Source organism: Sinorhizobium numidicum (assembly GCF_029892045.1).
GTDB lineage: Bacteria > Pseudomonadota > Alphaproteobacteria > Rhizobiales > Rhizobiaceae > Sinorhizobium > Sinorhizobium numidicum.
The window spans coordinates 1,314,928-1,327,565 of the sequence record NZ_CP120367.1; the positions used below are offsets into that span (position 1 = coordinate 1,314,928).

General features: G+C 62.5%; 11 protein-coding genes. 5 read left to right on the forward strand and 6 right to left on the reverse strand.

Features of this window, described 5'->3' with window-relative positions; translation table 11 throughout:
• Positions 1–10: 10 nt before the first annotated feature.
• The 4 genes from PYH37_RS06265 to PYH37_RS06280 are packed head-to-tail and all read left to right on the forward strand — an operon-like array spanning position 11 to position 4,861.
• Positions 11–928 (forward strand): carbohydrate ABC transporter permease, encoded by a 918-nt coding sequence (locus PYH37_RS06265; RefSeq protein ID WP_280730581.1) that lies wholly within the window; start codon positions 11–13, stop codon positions 926–928.
• Positions 925–1,788, forward strand: coding sequence for a carbohydrate ABC transporter permease (locus PYH37_RS06270; protein WP_280730582.1), 864 nt, complete (start codon positions 925–927; stop codon positions 1,786–1,788). The genes PYH37_RS06265 and PYH37_RS06270 overlap by 4 nt, the downstream gene beginning before the upstream one ends.
• A 21-nt stretch (positions 1,789–1,809) precedes the next feature.
• On the forward strand, positions 1,810–3,738 hold the full coding sequence (locus tag PYH37_RS06275) for a glycoside hydrolase family 127 protein (protein WP_280730583.1): 1,929 nt from the start codon (positions 1,810–1,812) through the stop codon (positions 3,736–3,738).
• Between the two features lies 1 nt (position 3,739).
• Positions 3,740–4,861: an ABC transporter ATP-binding protein gene (locus PYH37_RS06280; RefSeq protein ID WP_280730584.1), complete on the forward strand. Its 1,122-nt coding sequence runs from the start codon at positions 3,740–3,742 to the stop codon at positions 4,859–4,861.
• Between the two features lie 85 nt (positions 4,862–4,946).
• On the opposite strand, the gene PYH37_RS06285 is transcribed toward PYH37_RS06280, so the two are convergent.
• The 6 genes from PYH37_RS06285 to PYH37_RS06310 form a co-directional block, all read right to left on the reverse strand.
• Positions 4,947–5,606: an adenylate/guanylate cyclase domain-containing protein gene (locus PYH37_RS06285; protein ID WP_280730585.1), complete on the reverse strand. Its 660-nt coding sequence runs from the start codon at positions 5,604–5,606 to the stop codon at positions 4,947–4,949.
• Between the two features lie 131 nt (positions 5,607–5,737).
• Positions 5,738–6,652: an SMP-30/gluconolactonase/LRE family protein gene (locus PYH37_RS06290; RefSeq protein ID WP_280730586.1), complete on the reverse strand. Its 915-nt coding sequence runs from the start codon at positions 6,650–6,652 to the stop codon at positions 5,738–5,740.
• A 14-nt stretch (positions 6,653–6,666) separates the two neighbouring features.
• Complete coding sequence (locus PYH37_RS06295) at positions 6,667–7,617, reverse strand: ABC transporter permease (RefSeq protein ID WP_280730587.1); 951 nt, start codon at positions 7,615–7,617, stop codon at positions 6,667–6,669.
• Entirely contained in the window at positions 7,614–8,561 is a 948-nt protein-coding gene (locus PYH37_RS06300) for an ABC transporter permease (RefSeq protein ID WP_280730588.1), read from the reverse strand. The genes PYH37_RS06295 and PYH37_RS06300 overlap by 4 nt, the downstream gene beginning before the upstream one ends.
• A complete protein-coding gene (locus PYH37_RS06305; RefSeq protein ID WP_280730589.1) occupies positions 8,558–10,012 on the reverse strand; it encodes a sugar ABC transporter ATP-binding protein in 1,455 nt (484 codons plus the stop codon). Before PYH37_RS06305 ends, PYH37_RS06300 begins: the two co-directional genes overlap by 4 nt.
• Before the next feature lie 90 nt (positions 10,013–10,102).
• On the reverse strand, positions 10,103–11,119 hold the full coding sequence (locus PYH37_RS06310; protein WP_280730590.1) for an ABC transporter substrate-binding protein: 1,017 nt from the start codon (positions 11,117–11,119) through the stop codon (positions 10,103–10,105).
• A gap of 280 nt (positions 11,120–11,399) precedes the next feature.
• Between PYH37_RS06310 and PYH37_RS06315 the strand changes: the two genes are divergently transcribed.
• Positions 11,400–12,632, forward strand: coding sequence for a GAF domain-containing sensor histidine kinase (locus PYH37_RS06315; protein ID WP_280730591.1), 1,233 nt, complete (start codon positions 11,400–11,402; stop codon positions 12,630–12,632).
• Positions 12,633–12,638 lie beyond the last annotated feature (6 nt).

Sequence of the window (12,638 nt, forward strand, 5' to 3'; positions counted from 1 at the left end):
GAGCATTTCGATGACCGGTTCCGGTTCAAGAAAGCTATCGGCAGCGCGCAAGCGCAGGCGCCGATCGGGCTGGCGTGGTCTTCTCTACATCGCGCCGGCGATGGCACTCGTCATTCTGTTCTTCGTCCTGCCGGTCATCTTCACCGGATGGATGAGCCTGCACAACTGGCCGCTGATGGGCGGCACGCGCTGGATCGGTTTCAGGAACTACGTCCGCATGTTCAACGACGCCCGCTTTATTTCGGCGCTGGAGTTCACGGCCTATTATACCGTCATCGTGACGATTGCGATTTTCGCCGTCGCCTTCCCGTTGGCAATTTTCGTCGAGAAACAACGGCGCCTCGTCAGCGCCTATCGCACCATCATCTTCCTGCCCGTCGTCGTCGGCCTGGCAACGGCCTCGCTGCTGTGGGTATGGCTTGCCAATGTCGATAGCGGTTTCATCGGACCAGCCCTGAAGGCCATGGGCCTGGTTGAGAAAAGTCCGAACCTGCTCGCCACCTTCGACAGCGCTTTCCTCACCATCATCGTCATGGTCGTCTGGAAAATCGCAGGTTTTACGATGATCATTCTCCTGACCGGGTTGCAGGCCATTCCATCCGAGTTGACGGAAGCCGCCCGGATCGACGGCGCGGGTCGCTGGCAGCGCTTCCGGCACCTGACGCTTCCTCTCATGCGCAAGACCATCGCGCTTGCGTTGATCATCTCGGTCACGGGCTCGATCCTCGCCTTCGACCAATTCTACATCATGACCAGCGGCGGGCCGCAGAACCGGATGATCTCGGTCGTCTACTATATCTTCAACCAGTCCTTCGTGTCGTTCAATCTCGGCTACGGCGCGGCCCTCTCGATCGCCCTTCTCGCTATCCTGGTTGCGATCAGCATTGTGCAGCTCTGGCTCCTGCGGGTCGGGGAGGAGCGGCCATGAGCCTGTCGAAAGAACGCCGCGCCCGAAAAGCGTTTCGAGCCAACACGGCCTATCACGCAGCGGGCATCGCCATCGCGCTGTTTTTCCTTGCGCCCTTTGTCATCACTTTTCTGGCCTCGCTTCGCCATGGCACCGAAGCACGCCTGCCGCCTCTGCCGCCATGGCCGACAACGGGTATCAGTCTCGACTCCTACAGATCGCTCGACAGCTTCGGCGCCGGCATCTGGCAGCACACGCTGAATTCGCTGCTCGTCTCGGTCGCCACCGTGGTTCTCACCGTCACCGTCAGCCTGCTCGCCGGTTACGGCTTCTCGCGCTACCGGTTCCCGCTGAAAAACATGCTGTTCGTCCTGGTCATCGCGACGCTGATGATCCCGTTCCAGTCGATCCTGACCCCGCTTTTCATCATTCTCGCGAAACTCGGTCTGAACAATTCGCTTCTTGGCCTCACGCTGGTTTATGTAACGCTGCAACTCCCCTTCTCGGTCTTCATGATGCGCAACGCGTTTGATGCCGTGCCGAAGGAAATCGAGGAGGCGGCCCGCATCGATGGCGCCCGCGATCTCAGATTGCTCGTGCGCGTGCTGTTGCCGCTCGTCCTGCCGGGCGTCGCGACCGTCGCGATCTTCGCCTTCCTCAACGCCTGGAACGAGTTCCTTGCAGCGTTGATCCTGCTTTCCAGCAACGAGAAATACACCCTGCCCGTCCTGATGATGGCAGTGCGCGCCGGACGTCTCGGCGCGATCAACTGGGGTGCCGTTCAAGCCGGCGTCGCCGTCATGACGGTCCCCTGCCTGATCGTCTTCCTTCTATTGCAACGCTATTACATGCGCGGGCTGATGGCCGGCGCGGTGAAATGATCTCAAGAAACGGATGAATCCATGAACAAGATGAAGAGAGACCGCCAGTTCCGCCCTCTGCCCGTTCCGAGTGTCGACGTGCACGGGCTATTTGGCGATCGCCAGGACGCGATCTGCGATTCCACCGCCGAAACGCTGCTCGACCGCTGCGTCGAAGCCGGCATGGTGCGTGCCATCGACACCAGCAAGCCGAGCCCGGGCGTCGTCATTCCGATCCAGCCCTGGGGCGGCACCACGCAGATGTTCTGGGATTCGGATCTCGGCAAGTCGATCGAGACGGTCGCCTATTCGCTCTACCGCAGGCCTAATCCCAAGCTCGAAGCGCGAGTCGACGAGATCATCGACATGTACGCGAAAATGCAGGACGAGGACGGTTATCTGAACGCCTGGTTCCAGCGCGTCCAGCCCGGCCGCCGCTGGACCAATCTGCGCGACCATCACGAACTCTATTGCGCCGGCCATCTGATCGAAGGGGCGGTCGCTTATTTTCAGGCAACCGGCAAGCGCAAGCTGCTCGATGTCATGTGCCGCTTTGCCGACTACATGATCAAGGTCTTCGGTTCCGGCGAGGGGCAACTTCGCGGCTATTGCGGTCACGAGGAGATCGAGCTGGCGCTGGTGAAGCTGGCGCGTGTAACCGGTCAGAAGAAATACCTCGATCTTTCCAAATTCTTCATCGACGAACGCGGCACCGAACCGCATTTTTTCACCGAGGAAGCGATTCGGGACGGGCGTGATCCGGCCAGTTTCATCCAGAAGACCTATGAATACAGCCAATCGCACTTGCCGGTGCGCGAACAGAAGAAGGTCGTCGGCCATGCCGTTCGCGCCATGTATCTCTATTCCGGCATGGCGGATGTCGCGACCGAATACAATGATGACAGCCTGACGACCGCCCTCGAAACGCTCTGGGACGATCTGACGACGAAGCAGATGTATGTGACCGGCGGCATCGGCCCGGCCGCGTCGAACGAGGGCTTCACCGATTATTACGACCTGCCGAACGAAAGCGCCTATGCCGAGACCTGCGCCTCCGTCGGGCTCGTCTTCTGGGCGAGCCGCATGCTCGGCCGCAGCCCCAACCGGCGCTACGCCGATATCATGGAGCAGGCGCTCTATAATGGGGCCATGTCCGGCCTGTCGCTGGACGGCAAGACGTTCTTCTATGAAAATCCGCTCGAAAGCGCGGGCAAGCACCACCGATGGGTATGGCATCATTGCCCCTGCTGCCCACCGAATATCGCTCGACTTCTCGCCTCCATCGGCTCCTACATGTATGCAGTGGCAGACGACGAAATAGTGGTGCATCTCTATGGGGAAAGCACGGCCCGCTTCGACCTCGACGGCGCGAAGATCGAACTGTCGCAGAGGACCCGCTACCCATGGGACGGAGCGATCCGTTTCGAGCTCAAAGCAGACAAGCCGGTCCGCTTCGCCCTATCCCTTCGCATCCCCGAATGGGCTGATGGTTCGACGCTGAAGGTTAACGGTCGGGCGCTCGACCTTGCACCGGTGATGGTCGATGGCTACGCCCGCATTGAACGGGAATGGAGGACAGGCGATCACATCGATCTGGATATTCCGCTCGCTCCCCGTACGCTCTTTGCCAATCCGCTCGTGCGTCAGGACGCGGGACGCACAGCACTGATGCGCGGCCCTCTGGTCTACTGTGTCGAATCAACCGACAACGGCGAAGGCCTGAACCGTATCGTACTCGAGGGCAAACTATCGGAGGCGAAGACGACCGAAATCGCTGAGCTCCGCGGCGCCGTAGCTCTCGATGTTCCCGTGGCGCGCGACGAGGCGGATTGGGGCAGCGCGCTTTACCGCACATCGCCGCCCAGAATCCAACGAGGAACGGCCCGATTTGTGCCTTATGCTTTCTGGGATAACCGGGCGCCGGGCGAAATGCTCGTCTGGGTCAGGGCGGGTGAACTGAGCGGTGAATGAGATGACCGACACCGGTGTTGTGCTGAGCGGCATTCGCAAGAGCTTCGGCAGCCTGGACGTTATTCACGGCATCGACCTGAAGATCGCGGAGGGCTCCTTCGTGGTCTTCGTCGGCCCGTCGGGCTGCGGAAAATCGACATTGCTGCGGATGATTGCGGGGCTCGAGGAAGTCACCGACGGCGAGATCGAGATCAAGGGGCGCAACGTCACCGATCTCGATCCTTCCGATCGCGGCATTGCCATGGTCTTCCAGTCCTATGCGCTCTATCCGCATATGAGCGTGCGCGAGAATCTCGCTTTCGGGTTGAAGATGGCTCACACGGCACGCTCGGAGATCCACTCCCGCGTCGCCGCAGCCTCGGCGATCCTGAAGATCGACCATCTGCTCGATCGCCGCCCCGGCCAGCTTTCCGGCGGCCAACGCCAGCGCGTGGCGATCGGAAGGGCAATCGTGCGCAAGCCGGATGTCTTCCTGTTCGACGAGCCGCTGTCCAATCTGGATGCGGAACTGCGCATCTCGATGCGCATTGAGATCGCCCGGCTGCATCGCGAACTCGGCAATACGATGATCTACGTCACGCATGACCAAACGGAGGCAATGACGCTCGCCGACATGATCGTTGTGCTGCGCGATGGTCGCATCGAACAGGTCGGCAGTCCGCGGGAGATCTACGAGAGACCGGCCAACCTGTTCGTCGCGGGCTTCATCGGCTCCCCGCGAATGAACCTCCTGACCGCTGAATGGGTGGGCGATGGATCGATCCGAATAGGCTCCGACCGGATCGCCTCATGCATTTCTCCCGAGAAGCTGCGACGAGGTGAAATCTTTACCCTGGGCATAAGGCCGGAGCATTTTATCGTGTCTTCCAATAGCGCCGGAACGATCCCTGCCAAGGTGGATTTCGACGAGTATCTGGGCGGTACGCAGTATCTCTATTGTCAATTGCAGGATGGCCAGTCAGTCATCGCCGAGTATCGATCGTCGGTCGCGATCGAAGCCGGCGATACGGTTCACCTTTCGAGCGATGGAAGCCACCTTCACTACTTCGACACCGGGGGGCAACGATTTGACCTGGCGGGGATACTCGGCGGCCAGACTGCTCATGATCGGCTGTCGCGGTAAGCGCGTGACGGCGGCACGCGCCGCTTCAGACCATCTGGCTGCGGTGTCCAGCGGTGATCGTCGGGCTCCGCAGACCATGCCGTCATCAGGGCAACGGATAGGTCTGCGGCGACTTCCGATATGCTTCTTCGCAACGCGGCGAACAGAACCACGGCCCCTGCGGGGCGGCCCGCCTATAGGATGAATACGGTGCATGCATCTTGCACACCGGATCGATCCAGGCCGGGTCAGCGGACGGAGCAAGCTCGATCTCATAGAGAGGGACTTCGCCGGCTACCGATCGAAGCGCCACCGTTCCGAGATCTCGTACTAGAATGCCCCTGGCGGCAGCCGCTTCGGCAATGGGTTGAGTGGCAAGCAATTGACCGGGGGATGCGAGCGCCGCAATCCGTGCTGCTATGTTGACAGTCGACCCAAAGAGATCGCCTGCTCTGCGGATGACCGGCCCGTGGTTCAGCCCCGTCCGAGTGAGCGGGAGGCGCGGTTCTTTCCGGCATGCCTGCAACAGCGTTCCGAGTGCCTGGATTGCTATTTCCGGCTCAGGAAACGAGAGCATTGCTTCATCACCGATCCATTTGATCGGGGGCTCATAGCCGCTAAGCGCGTCGCGGACCATGCTCTCGAATATCTCGAGCACGGCAATCGCGGATGCGTCTCCATAAACGTCCGCAATAGCGCTGAAGCCCGCAAGATCTATGAATGCAACGGTAGCCGATGCGTTGGTGGAACTCTGCGTCTGGCTCATATCGCTCTCCATCGCGACGGTGTTTAAGCCTATCGCGCCGTTTCGCGAATCTCAAACGTGATCCCAAAACTGCAGGGACCGGCCGACTTGCAGCGCAATGTAACCGGCAGTCGACAGAGTGACGCTCATTCTCAGGGGACCTGGGCGCCGGTCGCGGTGACATAAAGCGAATAGAGTGAAGTCGTCGCCGCGATGAAGAGACGGTTGCGGCGGGGACCGCCGAAGGTGAGGTTCGCAACCGTCTGCGGCACGAGGATCTTGCCGATCAGTGTGCCGTCCGGCGCGAAACAGTGCACGCCGTCGCCGGCGCTCGACCAGAGATTTCCTGCCTTGTCCGTCCGGATACCGTCCGGAATGCCGTTGTCGATCGACGCGAAGACGCGGCCATTGGCGAGCCGCCGCCCGTCGACCACGTCAAAAGCGCGAATATGGCGCGGCAGGCTGTCGTCGTGACTTGCGCCGGAATCCGCGACATAGAGGAGCTTCTCGTCCGGCGAGAAGGCGAGACCGTTCGGCTGATTGAAGTCGGTGACCACGGCATCGAGCTCGCCGGTCTGCGGATCGAGCCGGTAGACGTTGCGCGTCGCCTGTTCCGGCTCCGCCTTATAGCCCTCGTAGTCCGAAAGGATGCCGTAGCTCGGGTCGGTGAACCAGATCGTACCGTCCGACCGGACGACGACGTCGTTGGGCGAGTTCAGCCGCTTGCCCTGATAACTTTCGGCGATGACGGTGATCGAGCCGTCGAACTCGGTACGGGTGACGCGGCGCGTGCCGTGCTCGCAAGAAACCAGGCGTCCCTGCCGGTCGCGCGTGTGGCCGTTGGCGAAATTCGAGGGCTGGCGGAAAACGGAGACGCCGCCCTCCGGCGTCCAGCGCAGCATGCGCTGGTTCGGGATGTCGCTCCACAGGAGCTGGTTCGCATCGCTGAACCAGACCGGTCCTTCCGCCCAACGGCAACCGGAATAGAGCTCCTCGAGGCGGGCGCTGCCGACGATCATGTGGATGAGACGCGGATCGTGAATTTCGTAGATAGGGTTCCTGGCCATGGTCGGACCTCGAATTAGCGCGCGCCTGGCTGTCGGCCGCCTGCGAGCATGATGACGCTGATGATGATGAGCCCGGTCATGATCAAGCGGATGCCTGCCCCGAGTCCGTAGGTGTTGAGCATGGAGACGACCAGGAACATGAAGAGCGAGGCGCCCCATATGCCCGGGACGTTGGAATCGCCGCCGGCGACCGCGGTGCCGCCGAGAACGACGACGGCGATCGACATCAAGAGATATTCCGAACCCATGTTGAGCGCCGCGCCGCCGGAGAAACAGGCGAGCAGGTAGCCGGCAAGCGAGGCGAGCACGGCACAGAACACATAGGTGACGAAGCGGCTGCCGTCGACCGGAATTCCCGCCATCTTCGCAGCCGGCATGCTCTGTCCGATCGCGGAGATCCAGCGGCCGTAGATGGTCCTTTCGAGCAGGAACCAGGCGAAAAGTGAGATGAGGAGCGCGATGATGGCGACGTTGGGCACGCCGAGCGTGCTCGATGTGGTGAAATCCGCCAGGAAGCTCGGCGGTTTGATGCGAAGCCCGCGGTTGGTCCAGATCGCCGCGGACTGGACGATGAAGCTCATCGACAGCGTCGCGATGATCGGCGGGATCCGAAGTGCCTTGATGAGTGCGTAATTGCCCACGCCCACCGCGATCCCGATCAGGACGGCGATGAGCAGCCCCGGCAAGATCATGCCGTTCTCGACGTTCATGAGCTTCAGCGCGACTGTGCCCGCGAGCGTCATGGTCGCGGGAACGGACAGGTCGATATTGCCGGGGCCGAGCGTGATGACGAACATCTGGCCGAGGCCGACGATGATGGAGAAGGCCGCGAATGTGAGCGCGGCCTGCGATAGCCCGAGCGTGCTGGCGCCGCCCGTGACCATGATCGTGGCGAACCAGACGACGAAGGTCGCGATCCAGGACCATATCCAGGGTTTTCGCCAAAGACGGGCAAGCGCGCTCATCGGCCCTTCTCCCGGGCCTCGATGCGATTGAGGAGCAGACGGAGCGCCAGGACGATAATGAGGATCGCACCCTGAGCGCCGATCTGCCAGTCAGGCGAGATGCGCAGGAACGACAGGAACGAGCCGGCAAGCGTCAGGGTCAAGGCGCCGATAACGGCCCCGACCGGAGAGACGCGGCCGCCGATGAACTCGCCGCCGCCGAGGATCACGCCTGCGATCGAGAGCAGAGTGTAGCGAAGAGCGATGTTGGCGTCGGCCGACGTCGTGAGGCCGACGAGCGCGATGCCGGCGAGGACCGCGAAAATCCCGGCAAGGCCGTAGGCGGCGGCCCGGGCGGCAAGTACGGACCAGCCGGCGCGCTCGACCGAGCGCTGGTTGCCGCCGACGCCGCGGATCAGCACCCCGAGAGAGGAGCGCATGACGATGAGATGCGCGAGGATGGCGATAACGATGCTCGCGACGATCGCCATGGGGGCGAGGGGCGGCTTCATCGTCATCAGCGCACGCACCCAGTCCGGCGCCTGTCCGCCGGGCGCCGGCAGCAGGAGGACGGCAAGGCCCGCCCAGACAAAGCTCATCCCGAGCGATACGACGATCGACGGCAGGTTGCGAAGGTGTATGACGATGCCGAGCGCGGCATAGGCCATGACCAAGCCGGCAAGGACGAGCGCGCCGATAAGCGGTGCGTCACGGAGGAAGGTCGCCGTCACGCAGGCGACGAAGCTCACGAAGGTACCCATTGAGAGATCAAGGTCATTGACCGACATGATGAGCATCTGGGCGATCGTCGCGAGGGCGATCGGAACGGCAAGATTGAAAAGCAGGTTGAGCCCGATGTAGCTCATCGCCCGAGGCTGTAACCAGAACACGGCGGCAAGCAGGATGGTCAGCGAAAGGGCGGGTATCGTCAGCCGGATCGCGTCGGCGGAAATCCTCAGCCTCATGCCGCGGCTCCCTCGAAGGAGGCGGCAAGGATGTTCTGCTCGGTGACGGCATCACCGGCAAGTTCTGCGGCGATCGCGCCCTCGCGGAAGACATAGACGCGGTCGCAGAGGCAGACCTCCTCCATTTCAGTCGAGTACCAGACGAAGGTCCTGCCGGCTGCGGCCTGCTCGCGGATGATCTCGTAGACCTCCTGCTTCGTGCCGACGTCGACGCCACGCATGGGGTCATCCATCAGGACAACCGGGGCGCGGGTCGCGAGCGCCCGCGCAAAGAGCACCTTCTGCTGATTGCCGCCCGACAGCGACAGGACGCGGTTGGCCAGATCCTGCGTCCGGATGTCGATGCGGCGTTTCCATTCCGCGCCGCGCTCCGCCTCCGCCTCCGCCTTTACGACGCCACGCTTCGCAAGATCTCCGAGCGAGGCGATGGAGAAATTCTTCAGGATGCTCCAGAGTTCGAACACACCGTTCAGGCGGCGGTCCCCTGCGACGAACGTGACGGCCGAGTTGCGGCGCGGCAGCCAGTCACTGCTTGCCGCCGCATGCAGCCTCATCAGCATGCGCGTCTGACCATGTCCGGCGAGCCCGGCAAGACCGACGATCTCGCCGCGTTTCGCGCGGAAGGGGATGCCACGACCGCCCTGTTCGATGACGACCGGCGCGGCGGCGAGGTCCCGGAGCGTGCGGCGATGCGCCTCGCCTTTGACCACGCTGCCCATGGCCTCGACAAGGCTGTGCTCCGTCCAATCGGCGGAAGGCCGCTCCGCGACGATGCGTCCGTCCTTCATGACCACGATGCGGTCCGCCGTGATGAGGATCTCGTGCAGGATGTGCGAGATGAAGATGACCGATCCGCCGGCGGCGACGAAGCGGCGGACATAGGCGAGCATCTGCTCCGCAAGGCTGGCGTCGAGCGACGAGGTCGGCTCGTCCAGGATGACGAGCCGAGGCGCAATGCCCGCGTCGGAGAAGGCCATGGCGATCTCGACCATCTGGCGCTCGGCGATCGTCAGTTCGCCGACGCTGCTATCGCTTTCGATGCCATGTCCGGGAAAGACCGCATCGAGGCTCCGCTCGATCACCTGCTTCGCGCGTTTGCGCCAGCCGAAGCCGCCGAGATGGCGGTGCAGGATGCGGGTGTTCTCTATGATGGTGAGATTGGGGCAGAGCGACAGCTCCTGAAAGACGCAGCGCACGCCGCGCGATCGGGCAGTATTGATGCCGTAGCGCGCGATGACTTCGCCGTCGCCGGAAACGGTACCCTCATTCGGCGTCAGTCCGCCGTTGATAACGCTGACGATCGTCGACTTGCCGGCGCCATTATGGCCGACGAGCCCCACGCATTCGCCCGGCCAGATCGCCAACCTCACGCCGTCGAGCGCCTTGACCGCACCGAAACTCACCTTGGCGTCAGCGACCTCGATCATCGCCTTCAGCGTATCACCCGTCATCGATGCCGTCTTTTCTCCAGGCAGAACTGCCTTTTCTCCAGTGAAAGCTGCCGCGCGGTTCGGACAGAACCGCGCGGGTGGTTGGGAGGCTTACTTCGCGGCCTCGATGACCTTGATGGCGTCTTCCTGCGAATATTCTACGTTTGCGACACCACCGGCCTGCGTATTGGCGAGGTTCTGTTCCAGGTTGTCCTGGTCGATGCGCAGGAACGGTACCACGAGGTCCTTCTTCACTTCCTTGCCGTCGAGGATCTGCTGGGCGACCCAGAAGGCGAGCGTAGAGACTCCCGGTGCAATGGAGACCGACATGGTCTCATAACCAATGGCGTCCTTCTGCTCCTTCCACCACTTCAGCTCATCCTCGCGGTTGCCCATGATGATGACCGGCATCGGTCGCTTTGCTGCGGCAATCGCCTGCGCCGCACCGTATCCATCGCCGCCCTGCGTCACGACGCCGTGGATCTCCGGCAGGCTCGGCAGGATACCGGCAACGGCCTTCTGAGCGACGTCCTGGGCCCAGTCGCCATGGACCGAGCCGACGATCTTGAACTGCGGGAACTGCTTGACCCCTTCGTGGATGCCGGCCGAGATCTCGTCGTCGACGAAAACGCCGGCGAGGCCGCGAATCTCGAGCAGGTTGCCACCCTGCGGCAGCTTCTTGGAGAGATATTCGACCTCGCTGCGGCCCATTTCCTTGAAATCGACGGCGATGCGCCACGCGCAGGGCTCGGTCACGATGCCGTCGAAGGAGACGACCGTGATGCCGGCGTCGCAGGCTTCCTTGACGGCACCGTTAAGCGCCGTCGGAGACGCGGCGTTGAGGACGATCGCGTCATAGCCCTGCAGGATCATGTTCTGGATCTGCGCCGCCTGCTCGGTCGCCTGGTTCTCGGCTGTCGTGAAGGCGTCGGCAGCGGCGACCACGCCGGCCTTGACCGCCTCGCCCGTCACCTTGTTCCAACTCGTCAGCATGGCCTGGCGCCAGGAGTTTCCGGCATAGTTGTTGGAAAGCGCGATCTTCTTGCCGGACGTGTCGGCGAATGCGGATATGGGCATGGCGGCGCATGCAACGGCGACCGATGCCAGAAGCATCTTGCGAAATGTCATATCTTCCTCCCTCGGGATCCGTCCTTCGATCGGATCGCTTCATCCCCTGCGCGTTTCCCGCAGGCGGCTGAAAATTGTTCTTGCACTGAGCTTCCTCCTCAGTAAGGGCAGGATGAGGGAGAATGGGCGGTCTGTACAGGCGCCATACGGCAAGTCGTTTGCGGGTTTTGCATCACAAGTTGCGGGTTTATGCAGGACGCGGATACGCCGTCGAGCGCTTAATGGAAGAGCGGGTCGCGGGTTCAAGGAGCACGAAGCGATCGCGGGAGGAATTGCGGATATGCTGCATATGGCGCCGACCGCATTGGTCGATCATTATCTCGGTATTTCCCGGCTGCTCGCCGGCCAGCTCGACTTCCGTTCCGCCATCCGCGCGGTTGCGGCCGAAGTGGCGCATATCATCCCGCACGATCATCTCGACGTCTGCATTCTCATGGTCGACGGCAACTATCACACGGCCTACGAAACCGGCATGGACACCGCCTGGGGAAATGCCGCCTCGGCGCCCGTCGTCAACAGTCCCATTCGCTCGCTCCTCTGGGGCGAAGTGGAGTACTTGCTAACCGACGACGCAATGAATGATGCGCGCTTCCACTTCGAGGGCGCCTTCAAGCGGCCAATCGTCGAGCAGTCATTGCGCAGCCGCCTGCATGTGCCGCTGAAGGTACAGGGCACGATCATCGCCGCCTTCAGTTGCTCATCGCAGACACCAGGCATCTACACGATGGAGGACGTCGAGCGGGCGCGCATCATCGCCGACCTGCTGGCGCCCTATTTCTTCGCCCTGCGCTCCGCCGAACAGGCGCAGCAGTCGGCGATCGTCGAGGCGGAAGCGCGGGCACGCGAGGAAGGGCTGAGGCAAGGCGCCCTGAAGTTGACCGAAGCCCTGGAGCAGGAACGGCAGCGCATCGGCATGGACCTCCACGACCAGACGCTCGCCGACCTCACCCGCCTCTCGCGCCGCATCGACCGGCTGGCCCGGTCCGGCGAGTTGACCGGCGAGGCGCTCGAGCCCGTCTCGCGTGGCCTTCAGCACTGTATGCAGGACCTGAGGCAGATCATCGAGCAGGCGAAACCCTCCGTCTTGCAGCTCTTCGGTCTCGCCCAGGCGGTGGAGAACCATCTCGACCGGTCCGTGCGCGACAGTGCCTTGCCGATCGAGTGGGCACTCATCGACGACACTGCCGGGGCGCTTGATCGCCTGGAGCCGACGGTGAGCGTCGCTCTCTTCCGCATCGCGCAGGAGGCAATCAACAATGCGGTTCGCCACGCCCAACCAATGTCGCTCATCGTCCGGCTTCGGGTCGAGGATGGTCAGGTTTCGATCGAGGTTTCGGATGACGGAGGCGGCCTTGCCAGGACCAGAGGGCGCATCGGCGGCGGCATCGACAACATGAAGACGCGTGCGCGGCTCATATCGGCGAAGTTTGCGATCGGACCAGGGCGCAGCAATCGCGGCACGACGGTTACCGTCTTGCTGCCGCTCGATCGGCCCGGCGCAGACGCGGAATAGAATGGG

Coding starts and splice junctions, on each gene's coding strand:
- PYH37_RS06280 (WP_280730584.1), top strand. CDS start 3,740: ATGACCGACACCGGTGTTGTGCTGAGCGGCATTCGCAAGAGCTTCGGC.
- PYH37_RS06305 (WP_280730589.1), bottom strand. CDS start 10,012: ATGACGGGTGATACGCTGAAGGCGATGATCGAGGTCGCTGACGCCAAG.
- PYH37_RS06285 (WP_280730585.1), bottom strand. CDS start 5,606: ATGAGCCAGACGCAGAGTTCCACCAACGCATCGGCTACCGTTGCATTC.
- PYH37_RS06295 (WP_280730587.1), bottom strand. CDS start 7,617: ATGAGCGCGCTTGCCCGTCTTTGGCGAAAACCCTGGATATGGTCCTGG.
- PYH37_RS06270 (WP_280730582.1), top strand. CDS start 925: ATGAGCCTGTCGAAAGAACGCCGCGCCCGAAAAGCGTTTCGAGCCAAC.
- PYH37_RS06290 (WP_280730586.1), bottom strand. CDS start 6,652: ATGGCCAGGAACCCTATCTACGAAATTCACGATCCGCGTCTCATCCAC.
- PYH37_RS06275 (WP_280730583.1), top strand. CDS start 1,810: ATGAACAAGATGAAGAGAGACCGCCAGTTCCGCCCTCTGCCCGTTCCG.
- PYH37_RS06300 (WP_280730588.1), bottom strand. CDS start 8,561: ATGAGGCTGAGGATTTCCGCCGACGCGATCCGGCTGACGATACCCGCC.
- PYH37_RS06310 (WP_280730590.1), bottom strand. CDS start 11,119: ATGACATTTCGCAAGATGCTTCTGGCATCGGTCGCCGTTGCATGCGCC.
- PYH37_RS06315 (WP_280730591.1), top strand. CDS start 11,400: ATGCTGCATATGGCGCCGACCGCATTGGTCGATCATTATCTCGGTATT.
- PYH37_RS06265 (WP_280730581.1), top strand. CDS start 11: ATGACCGGTTCCGGTTCAAGAAAGCTATCGGCAGCGCGCAAGCGCAGG.